This window comes from Rhizobium sp. WYCCWR 11146, from assembly GCF_013591995.1.
Taxonomy (GTDB): domain Bacteria; phylum Pseudomonadota; class Alphaproteobacteria; order Rhizobiales; family Rhizobiaceae; genus Rhizobium; species Rhizobium indicum.
Genome location: NZ_JACCEY010000021.1, coordinates 1 through 20,162 on the forward strand (window position 1 = coordinate 1; position 20,162 = coordinate 20,162).

The window sequence follows — 20,162 nt, forward strand, 5'->3', positions numbered from 1 at the left end:
CCATCCACCACCGCAATAGGCATTACAGCGCCAACAGCGGGTAAAGGGAAGTTACAAAGGTGCCGGCAGGCGGATGAGGGGCAGCCATCGGCACGAACCAAAATCGCATAAAAAAAACGGGCCACTCGGCCCGTTTTTCGCATTCCAACGATGGTTGCCTGCGTTCAGCTGGCCCGCGCCGCCGCCCGGCGGCGTTCATTCACCGGCTGGTAGGCAAGCTTCTGGTGATAGCCGCAATAGGGCGAATTGTCGGGGGACTCGCAGCCGCAGAAATGGAAGTCGTCCTTCAGCGGATCGCCGACCGGCCACTTGCAGGTGCGCTCGGTTAGTTCCGTCAGGCCGAGGCGGCGCGAAATCGGCACCACCACATTGCCTCTCGGCACGTATTCCATTTCCTCGATCGTTTCGATCTCGATCTCTTCCTTCAGCATCGTCGCGCCCTGCTGGCGGGTGACGGTGCGGGTGGTGATGCGAGAGGCGAAGTTCGGCGCGCGCGGCGCCGATGTATTGCGCTTCGGCGTTCGCGCCGCGGTGTTGGTGCCGCCGGCCTTGGCACGGCCGGGAAGGCACAGCCGGTGCACTTTGCCGATGACCGCGTTTCTGCTGACCCCGCCAAGCTGCGCAGCGATCTGGCTGGCGCTCAGTCCTTCGGCCCAAAGTTTCTTGAGTTTCTCGACCCGCTCGTCTGTCCAGTTCATGCCCTGTCTCCACCTTTTGCGTTGGTGATGGCAGAATCCCTCACCGTTGTCCCGGGAGCTCCGAAACAAGAAACGCTTGATCAATTTTGGTGACTAGTTCCGCCGCATGCAGTCTAGTAATTGATCTTTAACCTAGTGTGAGCCTGACTCCGTGACAAGAGTCGCATGAATCCGGATGAATCGAATTCGTAGTTTTCCCCAACTTGCTGCCCCTGCGTGTCATTTCTGCAATAATGCCTGTTGAAGACTGAAAATGCCGCTGTACACCTGTGCTGCATACGCTAAGGGCGCCGTTTTGTTGACATTGCAGCGCGAAAAGGAAATAGTGCCACTCGCCGCCGCAAGGCGGCATTTTTGATTTTTCGGGCCTGGTTTCCTTAGCCGGAGTCATTGCCCGGCAACTTTGATGGAGATCGCGCCATGGCTGAAGCCGCGCCGCTTTATGACACCTATTCTCGTGCCCCGCTGCGGTTCGAGCGAGGCGAGGGCGTATGGCTGATCACCGAAACTGGCGAGCGATATCTCGATTTCGGCGCCGGCGTCGCCGTCACCTCCGTCGGCCACAGCAATCCGCATGTGGTCGGCGCGCTGAAGGAGCAGGCCGACAAGGTCTGGCACCTGTCGAACATCTACGAGATCCCCGGACAGGAGCGTCTGGCAAAACGCCTGACGGACGCCACCTTCGCCGACAAGGTGTTCTTCACCAACTCGGGTGCCGAGGCGCTCGAATGCGCGATCAAGACGGCGCGTCGCTATCAGTTTTCCAAGGGCCATCCCGAGCGCTTCCATATCATCACCTTCGAAGGCGCCTTCCACGGACGGACGCTGGCGACGATCGCCGCCGGCGGCCAGGAGAAATATCTCGAAGGCTTCGGCCCCAAGGCGCCGGGTTTCGATCAGGTGGCTTTCGGCGATATCGAAGCGGTCCGCGCCGCGATCACCGAGGCGACGGCCGCCATCCTCATCGAGCCGGTGCAGGGCGAGGGCGGCGTCCGCCCTGCCACGCCTGAGTTCATGAAGGCGCTTCGCCAGCTCTGCGACGACAACGATCTGCTGTTGATCCTCGACGAGGTCCAGACCGGCGTCGGCCGCACCGGCAAGCTCTTCGCCCATGAATGGTCGGGCATCACACCCGACATCATGGCGGTCGCCAAGGGCATCGGCGGCGGTTTCCCGCTCGGCGCCTGCCTTGCCACATCAGAGGCCGCCTCCGGCATGAAGGCCGGCACCCATGGTTCGACCTATGGCGGCAATCCGCTTGCCATGGCCGTCGGCAGCGCCGTGCTCGACATCATCCTGGCCGATGGCTTCCTCCAGCAGGTGCGCGATGTCGCGCTTGTCTTCCGCCAGGGCCTCGCCTCGCTGAAGGATCGTTATCCCGATGTGATCGAGGATATCAGAGGCGAGGGGCTGTTGCTCGGCATCAAGGCTGCCGTTCCCTCAGCCGAACTGCTGCAGGCGATCCGCGCCGCCCATCTTCTCGGCGTACCCGCCGGCGACAACGTCATCCGCCTTCTTCCGCCGCTCGTGGTCACCGCCGAGGAAGCCCGCGAGGGTCTTGCCCGCGTCGAACGCGCCGCCGAGAGCATTCGCGCCTCCAAGGTCAAGAAGACGGCTTGAAGAGATTGCCGCCTTCGGGCGCAGCACAGGTAAGAAGACGATATGAGCCCTAAACATTTCCTCGATCTTTCGGCAGTCACATCAGCCGATCTCAGAACCATCATGAACGATGCGCTCACCCGCAAGCAGGCCTTCAAGGCAGGCCAGGGCGACAAGCCGCTCGCCGGCAAGATGCTGGCGATGATCTTCGAAAAGCCCTCGACGCGCACCCGCGTCTCCTTCGACGTCGGCATGCGCCAGCTCGGCGGCGAAACGCTGTTCCTGTCCGGCACCGAGATGCAGCTCGGCCGCGCCGAGACGATCGGCGACACCGCCAAGGTGCTGTCGCGTTATGTCGATGCGATCATGATCCGCACCACCGAACATTCGCGGCTGGTCGAGCTGGCCCAGCATGCGACCGTGCCTGTGATCAATGCGCTGACGGATGACACCCATCCCTGCCAGATCATGGCCGATATCATGACCTTCGAAGAGCACCGCGGCCCGATCAAGGGCAAGACCATCGCCTGGACCGGCGACGGCAACAATGTGCTGCATTCGCTGGTCGAGGGTGCCGCGCGCTTCGGCTACCGCATGAACATGGCCGTACCCCTTGGCTCCGAGCCCAAGGATCACTATCTGAACTGGGCCCGCAATGAGGGTGCCGAAATCATGCTCTGCCATGATGCCGACCGTGCGGTCGCCGGCGTCGATTGCGTGGTGACCGATACCTGGGTCTCCATGAATCAGGAACATCGGGCCCGGGGTCACAATGTCTTCCAGCCTTATCAGGTCAACGCGGCCTTGATGGCGAAAGCCGGCAATGATGCATTGTTCATGCATTGCCTGCCCGCCCATCGCGGTGAGGAAGTGACGGATGATGTGATCGACGGTCCGCAATCCGTGGTCTTCGATGAGGCGGAAAACCGTCTTCATGCGCAGAAGTCGATTCTTGCTTGGTGCCTGGGCGCGATCTGAACCGGACGTCGCGAGTCACAAACTCGCGACCGCGTGAGCGAAGGGCACGCTGGCCCATCGCTCTGAAACTAGGAGTGAAAAGCCATGGCAGAAGCTGCAGCCGCCCTCGGCCAGTTCGATTTCGCCGGCGATGACCATGTCGTCCCCTTCCAGGTGGAGGGGCTGGATGTGCGCGGCCGCGCCGTCCAGCTCGGCCCGATGCTCGATGCGATCCTCGAGCGTCATCATTATCCCGCACCCGTTGCCCGGCTGCTTGCCGAAGTCGTCGTGCTGACGGTGCTGCTCGGCACCTCGCTAAAGTTCGACGGCAAGTTCACGGTGCAGACCAAGGGCGACGGCCCGGTCGATCTTCTCGTCGCCGATTTCTCGACGCCGGAAAATGTCCGCGCCTATGCCCGTTTCGATCAGGCGCTGCTCAACAAGGCCGTTGAATCAGGCGAGACCGAGCCGGAGCAGTTGCTCGGCAAGGGCGTGCTCGCCTTCACCATCGACCAGGGCAAGTTCAGCCAGCCTTACCAGGGCATCGTTCCGCTCGACGGCACCACGCTGGAAGAAATTGCCGGCGTCTATTTCCGCCAGTCGGAGCAGATCCCGACGCGCGTCCGCCTCGCCGCGGCCGAACTCTTCGACCGTGACGATGCGGGCAAGCCGCGCCATCGCTGGCGGGCAGGCGGGCTCGTCGCCCAATTCCTGCCGGAAGCGCCGGAGCGCATGCGCCAGCCGGATCTTCACGGCGGCGACGGCGACACCGGCAGCCGCCCGCATGGCGAGGACGATGCCTGGCTCGAAGCGCGTTCGCTGGTCGAGACCATTGATGCCGATGAACTGACCGATCCGCTTGTTGGCACCGAGCGGCTGCTGTTTCGCCTGTTCCACGAGCGCGGCGTGCGTGTCTACGAACCGCGCGCCGTCTTCGACCGCTGCAGCTGCTCGCGCGACAAGATCAAGGGCGTGCTGAAGGGCTTTTCGGCCGAGGAGATCGAAGCCAGCCAGGAAGATGGCGAAATCGCCGTCACCTGCGAATTCTGCTCGACCACCTACCGCTTCGAGCCGGCCGAGCTTCAGCCGGCGGAATAGGCTCAGTTCGCATGGACGGCTGCCCCTCACCCTAACCCTCTCCCCGTAAACGGGGCGAGGGGACGTGCCTTGCGAGAGGTGGGCGAGGAACGGAGAGGTCGGCGGCATGGTCCCTTCGCCCCGCTTACGGGGAGAAGGTGGCGGCAGCCGGATGAGGGGCCGGTATCGGCGATCTCGTGGGCCCGAGGTGTCGTACCGCCTGTGGCTTACACGTCAGTTAAGCACGCGCAGCAGCCCTGGTGAATCCAGCGAGAAGGCGGGGATGTCGACATCGAACATCTCGCCGTCGTCCGTTTCCATCTGGTAATGGCCGAACATCAGCCCGGAGGGCGTGTCGAGTGGGCAGCCGGAGGAATATTCGTAGGTGTCGCCGGGGCTGAGCCGCGGCTGCTCGCCGACGACGCCGGGGCCGGTCACCTCGTCCACCTGGCCGTTCTGGTCGGTGATGTTCCAGTAACGATTGACCAGCCGAACGGCTATGCCGGAATTGTTGCTGATGACAATCCGGTAACCCCAGACATAGCGATCGTCTTCCGGATCGGATTGCTCCTCCAGATAGAACGGCTCGACGACTACTTCGATCTCTCTTGTGAGGGCGCGATACATGCCTTGCACCTTAGTCAAGATATGTTACCCGTATCTTATAAGAGGCCCTGTCCGTCAAGAAACGGAACAATTATCATCGCTGAAATGGCTGTGATCCCCAGGGCTTTCGATCGTTAAGCCTAATTGTCAGTGTTAATTCCGTTTCGGAACGCCACGGCGGGCAAACTTGTTCCCCCGGTCTCACCTTGGTGAGATCCGGAACGGCCGAACCCCAAGCATGGCGCGCAAAAGTGTGCAGCGGTTTTGCGCGACATGCGTAAAAACAAAAACTAAAGCGCGAGGAGCGAATCTGAAAGATCGCGACGCGCTTTAATGAGATTCGGCCGAACCCTGGTGAGGTCCGGCCGTTTATCTGTCGATCAGGCCGAGACCTTGGCGAGCGCCCGAGCGAAATCCTCGATCAGGTCATCGGTATCCTCGATACCGGCCGAAAGGCGGACCGTGCCCGGAGAAATGCCGAGTTCGGCGCGCGCCTCTTCGGTCAGGTTCTTGTGCGTCGTCGTTGCCGGATGAGTGATCAGGCTCTTGCTGTCGCCGAGATTGTTGGAGATCTTGATGATCTCGAGCGCGTTCTGCAGCGCGAAGGCCGCATCCTTGCCGCCCTTCAGCTCGAAGGCGACCAGCGTCGAGCCGCCGGTCATCTGCTTGGCGATGATATCGGCCTGCGGATGGTCCTTGCGGCCGGGATAGATCACCTTGGCGACCTTGCCTTGCTCGGCCAGGAAATCGGCGATCTTTGCCGCGTTCTCGGTCTGCTGGCGCACGCGCAGCGGCAGCGTCTCGATGCCCTTCAACAGCGTCCAGGCATTGAACGGCGACATCGCCGGGCCGGTATGGCGGAAATAGTCGTGCAGGTTCTCGTCGATCCATTCCTTGTCGGAAAGTACGACGCCGCCGAGGCAGCGGCCCTGGCCGTCAATATGCTTGGTGGCGGAATAGACGACGATATGGGCGCCGAGCTCCAAGGGCTTCTGGAAGAGCGGTGTCGCAAAGACGTTGTCGACGACGACCTTGGCGCCGATCTGGTTGGCGAGCTTGGCAACGCCTGATATATCGATCACTTCGAGCGTCGGATTGGTCGGGCTTTCCAGGAAGAACACCTTGGTCTTCGGCGTGATTGCCTTTTCCCAGTTCGCCAGATCCCGGCCGTCGATCAGCGTGCAGTCGATGCCGTATTTCGGCGCCAGCGTCTCGACGACCCAGCGGCAGGAACCGAAGAGAGCACGGGCGGCGACGATATGATCGCCTGATTTCAGCTGGCAGAGGATCGCCGCGGTGACGGCTGCCATGCCGGAAGCGGTGGCGCGGGCGTCTTCGGCGCCTTCGAGCATGCACATGCGCTTTTCGAACATGTCGTTGGTGGGGCTGCCGTAGCGGGCGTAGATGAAGCCCTCCGTCTCGCCCTTGAAGCGGGCTTCGGCCGCCTCCGACGTCTCATAGACGAAGCCTTGGGTGAGATAGATTGCCTCGGACGTCTCGCCATATTGCGAACGCAGCGTGCCGCCGTGGACGAGTTGGGTTGCCGGGCGCCAGGTCTTGCTCATGCCATCACCTTCACATAACAAAAAAACCGGTCGCAAAAGCAGACCGGTTTCAACCCGGTCTTTTTAGCCACTTGTTTAACGTGGCTGCAAGCCGACCGGCCAAATCACCACGGGATAATTCTGCAATACTGCTGTTAGCTGCTTGCGTCAATTCCCCGAGTTTGGTTTTGTCGGCGGCAAATGATGGATGAGGCATGATGGCTCGCGAAACGGGAATTCTGGCGGATCGCGCGATCTCCGCGCTGTTCGAAACGGGGCGTCTGATCTCCGAGCGGGAGCTGGACCGCGACCAGATCCAGCCGGCAAGCCTGGACCTGCGCTTGGGCGGCAAGGCTTTTCGCGTGCGCGCCAGCTTCATGCCAGGCCCCTCGCATCTGGTGTCCGACAAGCTCGACCGGCTGAGCCTGCACGTGATCGACCTCTCCGAGGGGGCGGTGCTCGAAACCGGCTGCGTCTATATCGTGCCGCTGATGGAGAGCTTAGCGCTGCCGGTCGACATGTCGGCCTCGGCCAATCCGAAAAGCTCGACCGGGCGCCTTGATATCTTCACCCGCGTCATCACCGATTACGCCCAGGAATTCGACAAGATCCCGGCAGGCTATTCCGGCCCGCTCTATCTCGAAATCAGCCCGCGCACCTTCCCGATCGTCGTGCGCCGCGGCTCGCGCCTGTCGCAGATCCGTTTCCGCGTCGGCCAGGCCCTGCTCGGCGAACCGGAACTTTTGAAGCTGCATGAGAGCGAGACGCTGGTCGCCAGCAAGCTGCCGAACGTATCCGGCGGCGGCATCGCCCTGTCGATCGACCTCGCCGGAGACAAGGACGGCCTGATCGGTTATCGCGGAAAACATCACACCGCCGTCGTCGACGTCGACAAGAAGGCCGAGCACGACCTCTTCGATTTCTGGGAACCGCTCCACAGCCGCGGCCGTAACGAGCTGATCCTCGATCCCGATGAGTTCTATATCCTCGTCTCGCGCGAGGCCGTGCACGTGCCGCCGGATTACGCAGCCGAGATGACCCCCTTCGATCCGCTGGTCGGCGAATTCCGCGTCCATTATGCCGGCTTCTTCGATCCGGGCTTCGGCCATGCGCCTGCCGGCGGACGCGGCAGCCGCGCGGTGCTCGAAGTGCGCAGCCACGAAGTGCCCTTCATCCTCGAAGACGGCCAGATCGTCGGCCGCCTCGTCTACGAACATATGCAGGAAAAGCCCGCCAGCCTCTACGGCTCCGGCCTCGGCTCCAACTACCAGGCCCAGGGCCTGAAACTCTCGAAACACTTCCGCATCTGAAGCGTTGCACCCGGCGCGACTTGACAGCGGCCCCCATCTGTTGGAAATCTCGCATCATCGCGGGTGTAGCTCAATGGTAGAGCAGCAGCTTCCCAAGCTGAATACGAGGGTTCGATTCCCTTCACCCGCTCCAGCTGCCCCGGCCGTCCGTTCGCCGCCTTTTGAAGGCGCTTCGCAATCTTTTATGAAAAGGGTTGCGCGCAGGCATCGGCTCCTACAAGGATACAGATGGCGCCTCGGCCGCGCGCAACCCCTAGCTTCGCCTTTATTTGGTCTTACTGACGCTCGTCTCAATCCTCCCCAATTGAGACCTCACGTAGTCGCCGTGGCGAAGCTTTGCGAATTCGTCGGTGGCTTGTGCCGGTGCGCTCTTGAAAACGTACCATTCACCGTCCGGTTCGCGTTTCTGATAAATCAGGCCACCCTTCTTGCGGTGGCTGAAGCAGGTGATCGCCGTCGCCGTTCCGGTCTTGGCGTGCCAGTCGGCGTTGAAGCAGAGTTTACCCGACTCCGTGATGAACCAGCGGCCCGTGCCGAAGGACGGCGAGCCATTTTCCCGCGACCAGGCGGTAAAGCGACGCGCCTTTGCGGAGAAGTAGCCGGCGCCGGCTTTCCACATCCAGGAATTCTGGTTGTAGAGCCGATAGATTTCCGCGCTGCTCATCGGCTTTGCGGTCTCGATCCCCGCAGGCTCATTGGTTCCGGCAGCGGACGCGGCCGTGGCGATACCGCTGGTCAGGGCCACGGCCAGGAACATTTTTTGAAGCATGGACATGTTCAGGTTCCTTGTTGTTCAATTGATGCTTTCGCGGACGACCCGCCAGTCGGGGCGGCCATAGCCGTCCGGCCACGGATAGACTTCACGGTCGTTGAAGTAGATAACGGCGCTGAGGGCCGGGAACTGGGGATAGCGTTTCGTTACGCTCTCAGCCCAGTTTCGCACGAAGGAATCGCCGCCTTCGTAGCCGAGTTCGGCAACCATGATGGGCTTGCCGTAACCAGCGACACGGGCGTATCCGGGCGCAAGGTGCTCGGCAAACGTCTGGTCACGGCCAGTCTTGTCCCTGTCGTATTGCTCCAGGCCAAAGACCGAGAGCCCGATAAGATCGACGACATCGTTGCCGGGATAAAAGGCTTGAAGCCCCTCATTGCCCTTCGGTGACCACATGTATTTGGCCGTCTTCAGGTGGACCTTGCAGACCTCCACCATCCGGCGATAGGCCTTGGCATAATCGTCGCCCTGCCAATGCGACCAGGAGAACTGGCTGTCGGTTTCGTCCATTTCCTGTCCCCAGCGAATGATGACCGGACTTTTCAGCTTGGCAGCAGTCGAGCAGACGGCGGCCATGTTCGCATCGCGCGAACCGTTGAGGATGCTGTGCAGCAGTTCCTGCGAGGTTTGGCGCGAACCGGTCGACCAGGTCCAGGGCTCGACCGAGATCAGCAGGGTGCGGCCACGCGCTTGCGCATAATCGTCGGCGAGGACGAGCGTGCGCAGATCGACATCTTCCCAGGGCAGGAAGAGGTGTTCGATCTTCGAATCGGGCGAGGCGCCTAAATCTCCGTGCGGATCATAGGCGCCGAACGTGATCGACTCCTTCGTGACGACCGGCATTTTGGTCGGCGGCGCAATGGACGATATCGTCATTGCAAGCGGCTGCCCTTCGGCAGAACTGCCCAGAGCGGTAGGCAGGACCGCGACTCCCGACAGCAACAGGCCGGTTAACGACAACAGGGCTATTTTGGATGGGCTATGCATTGTGTATTTCCTCCACGCTCGGCCGCACATCCGGGTGAGCGGCATCCGTTCTCAGTTGGATCTCCTCCGGATCGGAAATCCATCGTGGTTTGAAGAAGATCGTGCGCAGGGCGGTCCCGCCCCGGCCTGCACCGGAGGCGGCGTAGCGCTCTTCGAACAGCTGAAGGCGGCCGCCGCCCCAGGCGAGTGCCTCGGTCGCATCCTTTCCGCGCATGATGGTTGCAGCGCCCGGCAACGCGACAAGCGCAAGAAGCACGGTCGCCATCGCCGGACGGTAGAAACGCGGGGCCGCCGCAACCGTATTTTCCTTCGAATGGCGCCCGACGATGACCAACAGCAGCGCGCAGTAGATTGCGGCGTTCAGGATGGTAAAGAAGTAGCTACCCTTGGAGGCGCCGGCATCGCCGATTGCCAGGGCAGGCAATACCGCCATGAGCGCCAGCAAAGCGTAGGGCGCAAGGACACGCACCGGCAGCAGATCGACTTCCGACCGGCCTTTCGGCGTGACGCGGAAATCGACGAAGGAGCCTGTCACAAAATCGTGCACCGCAGCCAGCGTGCCGGCGAGCGCCCAGGGCCAGCGCGCGAAGAGAAAGAGCATGCATTCCCAGCTCAGGATCTTGGCGTCGTAGGGGCGGAACGAGCTGCTGGCGCGCCAGCGATAAGCCATCACCACGAGAGCGATAGAAAGCGGTGCGAAATGCGCCAGGAAATCGGGGTAGGTCACCGTCACGAAGTTCTGGCCGCGCACGAGCGCGATGATCGGCAATGCAAACATGAGCAACATAAAGAACGCAAAAAGCGGATACCAGAGTTGCGAAAAGAGGAACTGGAACTTGAGCCGGGGCGGCAGCCGGCCGAGGAGGCTGGGCGAGTACCGCAACAGCACCATGACCAGGCTGCGCGACCACTGGAATTCCTGCGTCACGAGATCGCTGAAGGTTCTGGGGCCGTCACCATGGGCGATGGCATCCAGCGCATGCACACCCCGCCAGCCGCCGGCATTCATCATCAATGTCGTCGAATGGTCTTCAGCCAACTCCGGACCGAGGCCGCCGATCTGTTTGAGGGCGACGGTACGTACCGCGTAATGCGACCCTATGCACATCGGCGCCAGGCCGCCATTGTAACCGGCTTGGAGCGAGCCATGCATGCTGGCCTCGGCATAGAGCCTTCCACGTGCCGACCAGCTTTCGGAAGCGTTCTTGTCGCAAATGCTGGGGGCGGAGACATAGCCGACCTTTGGATCGGCGAACGGACGCAGCATATGGAAGAGATAGTCGGGCGCGGGAACATGATCGGCATCGAGTTGCGCCACGAAATCGTAGCGGCTGTAGCCGTAGTGGTCGTAGAAGAAGGCGAGGTTGCCTTCCTTGCACCGCGTGCGTCGGGGCCACGACGTCCGATGATAATCGGATCGCCCCTTGCGGGTCGAGACGAGGACCCCGTGCCCGGAGCACCAGTCGAGAGTCTCGGGGGAAGGGTCTTCGTCGGCAAGCCAGGTGTCGTGTTCCACCTCCTGGGCAAGCATTGCCAGCAGGGTCTCACGGACGACCGAGAAGGGTTCGGCCGGCGCCTTGGTCACGACCATGGCCACTCGACTGCCCGCCGGCAGGCGCAAGGGACCGTTCGGTCTTGCCGCCCGATAGAAGACGACGATGAAATAGGCCGGCAGAGCGGTAACCCAGGCAAGAACGAGGCTCACCGTAATCGTGCCGAAAGCACCGACGTGATGGCGCGGCTCCAGCCACCAGATCCAGAAATAGGCGAAGGCGCAGGCCCATACGGCCGCCAAGAACAGATATTCGGTCCGCCGATGTCCGGTCAGAACCGGGACAAGAAGCGGCTCGTGGGAGGGTCCCGGAGCATGCATCGCTTGGGTAATCGCAAGTTCGGTCACGCGCGCGCCTCCAGTCCGAAGAACGGAGCCGCCGTCCGCACGATGGTTTCGAGGTCGGAATATCGAGGCTGGAAGCAGAGCGTCTCGCGGGCCAGGCTGGCGTCGGCGTAGAGGCTGGGCGGATCGCCCGGCCGGCGTGGATGGATGACGACCGGGACTTCGCACCCGGTCGTTTCCTGGATCACGCGCAGGACTTCCCTGATGGAAAAACCCCGCCCGGTGCCGAGGTTGACAGCGAGGTTTGCTCCGCCTTTGGCGAGATGGGTGAAGGCCTGAACATGGGCGCGCGCGAGATCTGCGACGTGAATATAGTCCCTTATGCAGGTGCCGTCAGGGGTATCGTAATCATCGCCGAATATCTCCAGGTGCGGAATCCGGCCGGCCGCGGCCAGCAGCGCCCGCGGAATGAGATGGGTTTCCGGAACGTGCCATTCGCCAAGCTCGCCGTCCGGATCGGCTCCACAGGCATTGAAGTAGCGCAGGGCAACATACCGCAGGCCGTAGGCCGCCGCATAGTCGGCGAGCATATGCTCGAAGATCAGCTTGGTCTTGCCGTAGGGATTGATCGGAGCCTTCGGCAACGTCTCATCGATCGGCAGCACGGAGGGGACGCCGTAGACGGCACAACTCGATGAGAAGATGACGTTTTGAAGCCCCGTCTGCCGGCAGGCATCGATAAGCGACAATGCACCGCAGACATTGTTATTGTAATATTTCGCTGGGTTTTCCACGGACTCGCCGACGTAGGCCGAGGCGGCAAAGTGGATGACGGCATCGGGAGCATATTTCTCGATGACCTCGATCAGGCATGACGAGTCGAGGACGTCACCTTCGACGAAAGGGCCCCAGCGCACGGACGAACGGTTTCCGGTCGTGAGATTGTCGTAGACGACAGGCTCAATCCCCTCCGAGCGGAGGAGCTTGGCGGTGTGGCTGCCGATATAGCCGGCACCGCCCGTGACAAGGACCCGGGGCGCAGCCATCAGACCGCCTCCAGTTCGCGTGCCGGACGGGTGAGAACGCCATCGAAATAGTCGATCGTCTGACGCAAGCCGCTCGACAAGTCGATCTTCGGCCGCCAGTCGAGTTCCTGCATGGCAAGCGAAATATCGGGGCGACGCTGACGGGGATCGTCAACCGGCAGAGCGCGATGGATGATTTGCGACCGGGAGCCGGTCAATCCGATCACCTGCTCGGCCAGCTCCCGGATCGTGAATTCGCCAGGATTGCCGAGATTGACCGGCCCCGTCAGCGACGACGGTGAGGCCATCATGCGGACCATGCCGCCGATGAGATCATCGACGAAACAGAACGAGCGGGTCTGGGAACCGTCGCCATATATCGTGATGTCTTGCCCCGTCAGGGCCTGAACGATGAAATTCGAGACGACGCGGCCGTCGTCCGGACGCATCCGCGGGCCGTAGGTGTTGAAGATGCGGATGATCTTGATCTCGACGCCGTGCGTGTTGTGGAAGTCGAAGAACAGCGTCTCGGCGCACCGCTTGCCCTCGTCGTAGCAGGAGCGTGGCCCGAACGAATTGACGTTGCCCCAGTAGCTTTCGACCTGCGGGTGGACGTTCGGGTCGCCGTAGACTTCGGAGGTGGATGCCTGAAGGATACGTGCGCCGGTGCGCGCGGCCAGCTCCAGAAGGTTGAGGGAGCCCAGCACGCAGGTCTTAGTCGTATGGATCGGATCGGCCTGATAATGCGGGGGCGATGCCGGGCAGGCGAGGTTGTAGATCTCGTCGACTTCCAGATCGAGCGGGTGGACGATATCGTGGGCGATGACATTGAAGCGATCGACTCGCTTCAGATGGGTGATATTGCGCCGCATGCCGGTGGAAAAATTGTCGAGGCAGATCACCTGGTGTCCGGAGGCCAAAAGCGTCTCGCAGAGATGGGATCCGAGGAAACCTGCACCGCCGGTGACAAGAACTCTCTTGGGAGCGTGGTGTATTCCGGATGGACAATTTGCATCACGAGCCGAAGATTTTACAGAGCGCGCACGAATCCTGCCAAGATAGTTCACGACTACCTCCCGTGTTTTCAGAGTTTGCTATGGGATATTCGATATTTACTTTGACATATCGCGAAACCAAGTCGTTCGATCATGCGAATATTTTATTCGTCCGGTTTTTCTTTTGGAATGAACCGATGCTTATTTAGATACAGCTAAGAAAGGCAATTGTCGTTATCCTCGCGTCCTGGAAATTATCGCTCCGTACATTTCAGAGCGAAAAGGAATATGATAAACAACTTATGCAGGAGAATCTTCGGGCACTTCCGCTTTTTCAGACGGAGTTCTGCGGAGATTTCAGCCGCAAAAACAATTGCTTTTCTCAATTTCCATGGCTCGGGTCGGGTTATGCGCTGGAGGAATTGGATGGCTACAGGGTCTGAATCCGACGATGATCCTGCCGCGGAACAGGAACGGCCGGCGCATATGGAGCGGCGGCGCTGGCCGCGTGAACCGGCTATGCGCAAGGAACGCCCACCCCATGCCTCCCCTGCACTCGAGCCGCTGCGATTCTCGACGCAGGACCTGCCACCGGCAGAACAATTCCAGGCCTGGCGGGCACATATGGCGCCGCTCGTGGATGTTCATCTGCCGGAGGGAAAATCACCCGAAGACGGATTCCTCGCGGAGCAGACCGGCTGGCAGCTCGGCGATATCCTCATCGTCCAGCAGCGCGCGCATGCCCACAGATATATCCGCGATCAGGCCATGCTTCGATCGAGCCCCATCGACCATTGGAACGTCGGCCTGCAGCGCAGCGGCCAGGCCTGGACCGAGGTCAACCGTCGTGTCACCGAGACCGGTGCCGGCGAGATATTTTTCATGTCTCTCGGCAGCCCCTATCGCGGACGGACGACCGATACCGAAGCTTTGCTGGTGTTCCTGCCGTATGAGATGCTGGCTCGCGATGCGAGCCTTCTCCAGAGCGCCGGCAACACGGTTCTTTCGGGCAGCCACGCCGAGTTGCTCACGGGCTATCTGACGGGCCTCGAAACGAACCTCGGCAATCTGACGATAGAGGAAGTGCCCCGGATCATCCAAACCATTGGCGATATGGTCGTTGCGGGCGCCGCATCGTCCACAAGGACTGATACCGGTCAAAACCAGGCCAATATGGGACTGATGGAGCGGGCGCACCGCTACATTCACGTCAATCTCCATTCGGAAAACCTGACACCGGACGTGATGTGCCGCGCGTTGGGGATTTCGCGTACGCGGCTTTACCAACTGTTTGAGGCGAGCGGAGGCGTGCTCAATTATATTCGCAAGCGGCGATTGCTGCAGGCCTATGCGGATCTCAGCAATTCGGCCGACCACAGGCCGATTTCAGAAATCGCAGAAGCCGCCGGTTTCGAGGTCGCCGCCAATTTTACGCGCGCCTTCATCCACGAATTCGGGCTGAGCCCGCGTGAAATCCGAAGGACGATGGCAACCCAACAGCGGCCGGCTCCGGCCATTCACTCCACGCGGCGTTCCGGAAAAACGATCGGTGATTGGCTGGCCCTGACGGGTTGATCCGGCTCGGGCTGAAATCCAGACTCGAAGTCCGTTTAGCGGCGGTCGACGCGCTTGCCGAAGAGGGAATATTTCCCTTCACCGATCCATCTCCCTCAAACGACACCTCGTAAGCTTAATCCCCGAAGAACCGGATCGGCTTGTATTGCCGATGCGCGATGATCAGGCTCCGGTCGGGCTGGATGATATAGGTTTCCTCCACCTGCCGGCCGTACTGGTCGATGAAATCATGCGGAAAGGCGGAGCCGGGGGGTGATTTGGTGAGCTTGGTGCGCGGTTGGCCGCTATAGGTAATGCTGCCGGGGATGGGTTCGAGGCCCGGTCCGCTATAGCTGACGGTGTTGCATCCCGCCAGAACGAGCGTGCCGACGAGGCCGATGATTGCAGCTTTCATGTCCATCCCTCCCAATGCCTGAATAATATCACTCTACGCCTCACCGGATAGAGTTCACGACACGAATGCCCATGCCGCGCTTCAATCCTTCGGGAAGCGTCGCCGGGGGCGCCGTGATCGAGCGGCCGGCGGGACGCGACATCCACCTGTTGATATTAGGGTGAAAATCCGGATCCTCCAGATGCGCCGACCCGTCCATTGCCGAAACCGATGCCGTCTGCTAGATCGGCCTCGTCGAAAAAGGCAGGATCGGTTGAGGTAAGCCCGATCCCTTCCGCTGGAGCGTTAAGCGCTGTGGCGAAGCTCTGCTCCGTGCCACGGCACGAGAACCCGCGACGTGATCCGCATGAAGATGCGGGATCCCGGCGGCGTGCGGAGACGGCAAAAAGGCAGTCCCGGGATTTTTTCGAACGGAGACTGTCATGCGCTTGAACCATCTCGACTTCCACGTTCCCGATATCGCTGCCACGGCGGATTTCTTGATCCGCCATTTCGGCCTGAGGCTTAAGGATATGCGCGGCCAGAACGGCCTCGCGATCCTGGAAGACGATGCCGGCCTCGAAATCGTCCTCAGCCACGCAATCGCAAAATTCGGCACCGCCGATCAGGTGGAAATGGGACGCCAGACCTATCACATCGGCTTCATCCTACGCGAAAGGGCGGATGTCGATGCGGTCCATGCCGGGCTTGCTGCTGCCGGTGCTGACCTGTCCGGTCCGCCGGCCGCCATGCGCGGCGGCTGGCTGTTTTATTGCACGGCTCCCGGAAATATCCTGGTCGAGATCGGCTGGTGGCCGGGTTAGGTCTGACAGGAGGTTCCGCGCAGAGAAAAGGCGGCCACCGGTTTTGCGTCGAGGGCCGCCCCTCACCCTAACCCTCTCCCCGTAAACGGGGCGAGGGGACGTGCCATGCGAGAGCGGGCGGGGGAACGGAGAGGTTGCAGCATATCCCTTCTCCCCGTTTACGGGGAGAAGGTGGCGGCAGCCGGATGAGGGGCAAGCCTCAAGCGGCTCAGAATTCCGTCCAGTCGGGATCCTGGCTCGGCGATGTGCTGCTGCCGGCGCCGAAGGCGTTGGCGATCTTCTGGCCGAGCGCGCGGGCCGGCGAGGCGGCCGGGCGGGCGGTGCCTTCGCGGGCGACGCGGACCGGCGCCCTGGCTGCCGGGCGGGCGGCAGCGCGTGGTGCCGTGGCGATTGGCGCGCTGGCGGTGAAGCCGCCGGTGCCGGTCAGCCTGAATTGGCCGAGCAGGTTGTTGAGCGCTGCCGCTTCCGTTGCCAGGTTGTGGCTGGCGGCTGTGGATTCCTCGACCATCGCCGCATTCTGCTGCGTGCCCTGATCCATGGTGTTGACGGCGGTGTTGATCTCCTGCAGTCCGATCGACTGTTCGCGGGAGGCTTCGGCGATCGCGTGGACGTGCTGGTTGATCTCCTGCACTTCGTGGACGATTGCGTCGAGCGCCTTGCCGGTTTCGCCGACCAGCGAGACGCCGGTCTGCACATGCGAGCCGGAGGTGCTGATTAGCGCCTTGATCTCCTTGGCCGCCTTCGCTGAGCGCTGGGCGAGCTCGCGCACTTCCTGAGCGACGACCGCAAAGCCCTTGCCGGCATCGCCGGCGCGGGCGGCTTCGACGCCGGCGTTCAGAGCCAAAAGGTTGGTCTGGAAGGCGATGTCGTCGATGACGCCGATGATGTTGGAGATTTCGCCCGAGGACTTCTCGATCTGCTGCATGGCGGAGACGGCCTTGCGGACGACCTCGCCTGACTTTTCGGCACCAAGGCGGGTGCGGGCGACGAGCTGGCTCGCCTCCTCGGCTCGCTTGGCGGCGTCGCGCACCGTCGTGGTGATCTCCTCCAGCGCTGCTGCCGTCTCTTCGACGGAGGCCGATTGCTGTTCCGTTCGCTGGGAAAGCTGGTCCGCGGAGGAACGAATCTCGTTGGCGCCGGCGCCGATCGCCCGGGCATTGGCGCCGACCGTATGCAGGGTCTCGTTGAGCTTCTCGACCGAGTTGTTGAAATCCTCACGCAGCGCATCGAGATGCGCGACGAAGGGCTCGGCGATATGCGAGGCGAGATCGCCGGCGGCAAGGCGGCGCAGGCCGTCGCCGAGCGCGGTGACGGCGCGGTCGAGTTCCGATGCTTCGCGGGCCTTCTGCGCCTCGCGGTCGCGGCGCTCGCTGTCGCTGACGTCGCGGTCTGTTTCGGCGCGCGCTTCGATCCGGGCGCGCTCGATCGCATTGTCGCGGAAGACCGAAACGGCCTTTGCCATCTGGCCGACTTCGTCGCCGCGGTCGAGGCCGCTGACATCGCTTGTCGTATCGCCCTCGGCAAGCCGCGTCATGCGCTGGCGCAGCTGCATCATCGGGCCGGCGATGCCTATCTGGGCCACGACCACGCTGAAGCCGACGGCAGCGAGAACGGCGATGCCGATCAGAACGAGACAGAAGACGATCCGTTCGTTGACGGAAGCCGAGAGCGCGTCGCCGCCATCGTTGAGCATCGCCATCATCGCATCATTGTTGGCTATCATCTTCGGCGTCAGTGCATCGAGCTTGGCATTGATCAGGGCAACATTCGCCTGGGCGCCAGCGTCGTCCTTGGCTTTGCTCTGTTCGATGATCTTGTTCGCCAGCGTTTCGATCTCATCGATGCCCGCCTGAATTTCATCGATCGCCGGCTTGCGGCTGGGCACCAGTGCCAGCGCCTGCTTCATGCGGTCACGCGCCTGTGGCAGCTTGCTCGGTGTGGCGAGCGCCTTCTGGAATTCGGGCGTATCGGGTTTCATGTCGGCAAGCAGGCTTACCTGCAGCACCGAGGCCACCGCCGATGCGCTGGCACGCGCGCTCAGCATCGAGGCCTGCGCCTCATGATCGATGAAGGCGCTGTAGGCGGCGTCCGCACGGCGGAACTCGGATATGACATAGATCAGCCCGGCCATCGTGATCAGCCCCAGGAGCGCCACGACGGATATGATTTTTGTGCGGATTTTCAGATGTTTCAGCATAGAAATGTCACCCGATTGACGGGGCGTGCTCGCGCGCCCGGTGCTTTTGAAATCAATTGTTGCAGAAAAACGCTGCTTCAATATCGCGGTTTAGGGATTACGTTTGGGCTGACGCTTGCATCATGCGATCGGCTGGCGGGGTCCGATGTCGTCGCAACAAATAAAGGCGATATTCTTTAATTCCGCGCTAACACGAGGCGGTGGTTGGCTGTGATTTTTAGGGACTGAGAGATTGGGGCCAATGGCCCCCAAAGAAAGCCTCGAAGGGCGAGGCGGGTGTGCCGACGCGACTGTCGCCTGCTCCTTCACTCCCACACATATTCCCCGTCCCGCATGACTCTGATACATCTCGCCAACGCCGCAACGCTTCTTAACCCAGAGACCACAATCACGATGATGCAATCCAAGCTGGCATCCCTGACTCTGAAGGGTTTTTTTGCGCTCGGCCTGTTTCTCGGCGCGCTTTTTTCAAGTTTTGCCGCATCGGCCCAGCAGGCGTCCCCCTCGCTGCCGCTACTCTTCGATGCGCGCGAACGTCTCGCGAGGCCCGATCTCTCCTCGCTGGTGCGCCTGCGCTTCCTGACCTCGGTCGATTTTCCGCCCTTCAATTTCACCGATCAGAACGGCAAGCTTTCCGGTTTCGATGTCGACCTCGCCCGCGAAATCTGCAGCGAGTTGGAAATATCCGATAAGTGCCAGATCCAGGCGCTCCCCTTCGCCGACCTCAGGGATGCGCTTGCCGCCTCTCAGGGCGACGCCGTCATCGCCGGTTTTGCCGTGACCCCGGAGCTGCGCCGGCAATTCCTCTTCTCCAGACCTTATCTGATGCTGCCGGCGCGCTTCGTGCGCAATCTCGGCGTGCCGCTCGACGGTAAGACCGCTGCCGCGCTTGCCAGCCATCCGGTCGGTGTCGTCAGGGGGACGGTGCACGAGGCGATGCTGGCAGCTTTTTTCCCCACGCTCAAGGCCGAGCCGTTCGATACGAAGGACGCCCTGCTTGCGGCGCTCAAGGACCGCAAGGTCGATGCCGCCTTTGCCGATGCGCTGCAGCTTTCCTTCTGGGTCTCTTCGCCGGCCTCAGCCAAATGCTGCGCGCTGTTCGACGGCCCCTATCTTTCCGAGCATTTCCTCGGCGAGGGCATGACGATCATGCTGCGGCAGAAAGACAGCGTGCTGACATCAGCCATCGACCACGCGCTCGCCACGCTGTCGCGCAACGGCCGCCTCCAGGAAATCTATCTGCGGTATTTCCCCTACGGGCTTTATTGAAGCTGCAGTCCAAATTGTGCGTTCAGCCCTTGCGGAAGCGGGCAATGGCGCTGCGCTCGATCGCCGCGCAGGTGAGCTTGTCGAGGCCGAGCCGGTCGCGCAGCAGGCTGAGCAGCCGCAACTCTTCCGCCTTGACCGAGAGATCGGCGGATGCCACCTCGACGGCCAGTGCATAGGCCGTGTCGTAGAGCTTTGCGGGCAAGGTATCGCGCACGGTTTCGAGGACGACGTCGAGGCCTTCCGGTCCGGCCAGCAGCGAGGCGCAGTCGCGCGCCACCGCAATCAGCTTGTCGTCGTCGAAATCCCGGAAAACCGGCAGGAATCCGATCAATTGGCCGATCCTTGTCATCTCCCTGTCGTTCATCGTGCTGTCGACGGCGGATGCCATCACCATCACGTAGATCAGCGCGTCATGGGCGGAAAGCGGCTTGTTCATCTCTGATTCCTTTTTCGATCAGCCGAGATTAGGAATTGGCGACAGCCATTACAAGGGATCGGCCCGATCCGGGCTGTCCGA

Annotated in this window: 18 protein-coding genes, 1 tRNA gene and 1 riboswitch; of the genes, 8 read left to right on the forward strand and 11 right to left on the reverse strand. The window is 61.7% G+C overall.

Annotated elements, in window-relative coordinates:
• Positions 1 to 164 precede the first annotated feature (164 nt).
• On the reverse strand, positions 165 to 698 hold the full coding sequence (locus HX899_RS15715) for a GcrA family cell cycle regulator (RefSeq protein ID WP_012755911.1): 534 nt from the start codon (positions 696 to 698) through the stop codon (positions 165 to 167).
• Positions 699 to 1,118: 420 nt separating this feature from the next.
• Here HX899_RS15715 and HX899_RS15720 point away from each other — a divergent pair, with 420 nt between their 5' ends.
• The 3 genes from HX899_RS15720 (at position 1,119) to HX899_RS15730 (ending at position 4,352) form a co-directional block, all read left to right on the forward strand.
• Positions 1,119 to 2,318, forward strand: coding sequence for an aspartate aminotransferase family protein (locus tag HX899_RS15720; RefSeq protein ID WP_027681883.1), 1,200 nt, complete (start codon positions 1,119 to 1,121; stop codon positions 2,316 to 2,318).
• 42 nt (positions 2,319 to 2,360) lie between these two features.
• Positions 2,361 to 3,275, forward strand: a complete 915-nt coding sequence (argF, locus tag HX899_RS15725) for an ornithine carbamoyltransferase (RefSeq protein ID WP_181292793.1) — start codon at positions 2,361 to 2,363, stop codon at positions 3,273 to 3,275.
• An 84-nt stretch (positions 3,276 to 3,359) separates the two neighbouring features.
• Positions 3,360 to 4,352 (forward strand): Hsp33 family molecular chaperone, encoded by a 993-nt coding sequence (locus HX899_RS15730; RefSeq protein ID WP_181292794.1) that lies wholly within the window; start codon positions 3,360 to 3,362, stop codon positions 4,350 to 4,352.
• A 213-nt stretch (positions 4,353 to 4,565) separates the two neighbouring features.
• On the opposite strand, the gene apaG is transcribed toward HX899_RS15730, so the two are convergent.
• Positions 4,566 to 4,958 (reverse strand): Co2+/Mg2+ efflux protein ApaG, encoded by a 393-nt coding sequence (gene apaG / locus HX899_RS15735; protein ID WP_003545191.1) that lies wholly within the window; start codon positions 4,956 to 4,958, stop codon positions 4,566 to 4,568.
• Between the two features lie 359 nt (positions 4,959 to 5,317).
• Entirely contained in the window at positions 5,318 to 6,502 is a 1,185-nt protein-coding gene (locus HX899_RS15740) for an O-succinylhomoserine sulfhydrylase (RefSeq protein ID WP_181292795.1), read from the reverse strand.
• Positions 6,503 to 6,544: 42 nt separating this feature from the next.
• A riboswitch (SAM riboswitch) is annotated at positions 6,545 to 6,623 on the reverse strand.
• Positions 6,624 to 6,696: 73 nt separating this feature from the next.
• Here HX899_RS15740 and HX899_RS15745 point away from each other — a divergent pair.
• Both HX899_RS15745 and HX899_RS15750 read left to right on the forward strand, forming a co-directional pair.
• Positions 6,697 to 7,791, forward strand: a complete 1,095-nt coding sequence (locus HX899_RS15745) for a 2'-deoxycytidine 5'-triphosphate deaminase (protein WP_018483955.1) — start codon at positions 6,697 to 6,699, stop codon at positions 7,789 to 7,791.
• A 59-nt stretch (positions 7,792 to 7,850) separates the two neighbouring features.
• Positions 7,851 to 7,924: transfer RNA gene (locus tag HX899_RS15750), tRNA-Gly, on the forward strand.
• Positions 7,925 to 8,056: 132 nt separating this feature from the next.
• On the opposite strand, the gene HX899_RS15755 is transcribed toward HX899_RS15750, so the two are convergent.
• Genes HX899_RS15755 through HX899_RS15775 form a run of 5 tightly spaced genes read right to left on the reverse strand, consistent with a single transcriptional unit; the run spans position 8,057 to position 13,479 of the window.
• A complete protein-coding gene (locus HX899_RS15755; protein ID WP_130763191.1) occupies positions 8,057 to 8,566 on the reverse strand; it encodes a DUF995 domain-containing protein in 510 nt (169 codons plus the stop codon).
• An 18-nt stretch (positions 8,567 to 8,584) separates the two neighbouring features.
• Positions 8,585 to 9,523: a glycoside hydrolase family 26 protein gene (locus HX899_RS15760; RefSeq protein WP_138388564.1), complete on the reverse strand. Its 939-nt coding sequence runs from the start codon at positions 9,521 to 9,523 to the stop codon at positions 8,585 to 8,587.
• Positions 9,524 to 9,542: 19 nt separating this feature from the next.
• Positions 9,543 to 11,450 carry a glycosyltransferase family 2 protein gene (locus HX899_RS15765; protein WP_181292796.1) on the reverse strand — a complete coding sequence of 636 codons (1,908 nt, stop codon included), beginning with the start codon at positions 11,448 to 11,450 and terminating at the stop codon, positions 9,543 to 9,545.
• Positions 11,447 to 12,433 carry a UDP-glucose 4-epimerase GalE gene (gene galE, locus HX899_RS15770; protein WP_181292797.1) on the reverse strand — a complete coding sequence of 329 codons (987 nt, stop codon included), beginning with the start codon at positions 12,431 to 12,433 and terminating at the stop codon, positions 11,447 to 11,449. The genes HX899_RS15765 and galE overlap by 4 nt, the downstream gene beginning before the upstream one ends.
• A complete protein-coding gene (locus HX899_RS15775; RefSeq protein ID WP_138388186.1) occupies positions 12,433 to 13,479 on the reverse strand; it encodes a UDP-glucuronic acid decarboxylase family protein in 1,047 nt (348 codons plus the stop codon). Before HX899_RS15775 ends, galE begins: the two co-directional genes overlap by 1 nt.
• 354 nt (positions 13,480 to 13,833) lie before the next feature.
• Between HX899_RS15775 and HX899_RS15780 the strand changes: the two genes are divergently transcribed.
• Complete coding sequence (locus HX899_RS15780; protein ID WP_171599968.1) at positions 13,834 to 14,982, forward strand: AraC family transcriptional regulator; 1,149 nt, start codon at positions 13,834 to 13,836, stop codon at positions 14,980 to 14,982.
• A 115-nt stretch (positions 14,983 to 15,097) separates the two neighbouring features.
• On the opposite strand, the gene HX899_RS15785 is transcribed toward HX899_RS15780, so the two are convergent.
• Positions 15,098 to 15,376: a hypothetical protein gene (locus HX899_RS15785; RefSeq protein ID WP_003545212.1), complete on the reverse strand. Its 279-nt coding sequence runs from the start codon at positions 15,374 to 15,376 to the stop codon at positions 15,098 to 15,100.
• Positions 15,377 to 15,798: 422 nt separating this feature from the next.
• On the opposite strand from HX899_RS15785, the gene HX899_RS15790 reads away from it, so the two are divergent.
• The gene (locus tag HX899_RS15790; RefSeq protein WP_181292798.1) at positions 15,799 to 16,179 is read left to right on the forward strand and encodes a VOC family protein; all 381 of its coding nucleotides are present in this window, start codon (positions 15,799 to 15,801) and stop codon (positions 16,177 to 16,179) included.
• Positions 16,180 to 16,387: 208 nt separating this feature from the next.
• On the opposite strand, the gene HX899_RS15795 is transcribed toward HX899_RS15790, so the two are convergent.
• On the reverse strand, positions 16,388 to 18,376 hold the full coding sequence (locus tag HX899_RS15795; RefSeq protein WP_138388182.1) for a methyl-accepting chemotaxis protein: 1,989 nt from the start codon (positions 18,374 to 18,376) through the stop codon (positions 16,388 to 16,390).
• A 393-nt stretch (positions 18,377 to 18,769) separates the two neighbouring features.
• Here HX899_RS15795 and HX899_RS15800 point away from each other — a divergent pair, with 393 nt between their 5' ends.
• A complete protein-coding gene (locus HX899_RS15800) occupies positions 18,770 to 19,645 on the forward strand; it encodes a transporter substrate-binding domain-containing protein (protein ID WP_181292799.1) in 876 nt (291 codons plus the stop codon).
• A gap of 22 nt (positions 19,646 to 19,667) precedes the next feature.
• On the opposite strand, the gene HX899_RS15805 is transcribed toward HX899_RS15800, so the two are convergent.
• Complete coding sequence (locus HX899_RS15805) at positions 19,668 to 20,081, reverse strand: tellurite resistance TerB family protein (RefSeq protein ID WP_003545221.1); 414 nt, start codon at positions 20,079 to 20,081, stop codon at positions 19,668 to 19,670.
• Between the last annotated feature and the right edge of the window lie 81 nt (positions 20,082 to 20,162).

Excerpts from the sequence above, each read along its gene's own strand:
- HX899_RS15780 (WP_171599968.1), top strand. The coding sequence starts at position 13,834 with ATGGCTACAGGGTCTGAATCCGACGATGATCCTGCCGCGGAACAGGAA.
- HX899_RS15805 (WP_003545221.1), bottom strand. The coding sequence starts at position 20,081 with ATGAACAAGCCGCTTTCCGCCCATGACGCGCTGATCTACGTGATGGTG.
- HX899_RS15795 (WP_138388182.1), bottom strand. The coding sequence starts at position 18,376 with ATGCTGAAACATCTGAAAATCCGCACAAAAATCATATCCGTCGTGGCG.
- HX899_RS15755 (WP_130763191.1), bottom strand. The coding sequence starts at position 8,566 with ATGTCCATGCTTCAAAAAATGTTCCTGGCCGTGGCCCTGACCAGCGGT.
- HX899_RS15730 (WP_181292794.1), top strand. The coding sequence starts at position 3,360 with ATGGCAGAAGCTGCAGCCGCCCTCGGCCAGTTCGATTTCGCCGGCGAT.
- HX899_RS15740 (WP_181292795.1), bottom strand. The coding sequence starts at position 6,502 with ATGAGCAAGACCTGGCGCCCGGCAACCCAACTCGTCCACGGCGGCACG.
- argF (WP_181292793.1), top strand. The coding sequence starts at position 2,361 with ATGAGCCCTAAACATTTCCTCGATCTTTCGGCAGTCACATCAGCCGAT.
- HX899_RS15745 (WP_018483955.1), top strand. The coding sequence starts at position 6,697 with ATGATGGCTCGCGAAACGGGAATTCTGGCGGATCGCGCGATCTCCGCG.
- HX899_RS15800 (WP_181292799.1), top strand. The coding sequence starts at position 18,770 with ATGATGCAATCCAAGCTGGCATCCCTGACTCTGAAGGGTTTTTTTGCG.
- HX899_RS15785 (WP_003545212.1), bottom strand. The coding sequence starts at position 15,376 with ATGAAAGCTGCAATCATCGGCCTCGTCGGCACGCTCGTTCTGGCGGGA.
- HX899_RS15715 (WP_012755911.1), bottom strand. The coding sequence starts at position 698 with ATGAACTGGACAGACGAGCGGGTCGAGAAACTCAAGAAACTTTGGGCC.
- apaG (WP_003545191.1), bottom strand. The coding sequence starts at position 4,958 with ATGTATCGCGCCCTCACAAGAGAGATCGAAGTAGTCGTCGAGCCGTTC.
- galE (WP_181292797.1), bottom strand. The coding sequence starts at position 12,433 with ATGGCTGCGCCCCGGGTCCTTGTCACGGGCGGTGCCGGCTATATCGGC.
- HX899_RS15790 (WP_181292798.1), top strand. The coding sequence starts at position 15,799 with ATGCGCTTGAACCATCTCGACTTCCACGTTCCCGATATCGCTGCCACG.
- HX899_RS15720 (WP_027681883.1), top strand. The coding sequence starts at position 1,119 with ATGGCTGAAGCCGCGCCGCTTTATGACACCTATTCTCGTGCCCCGCTG.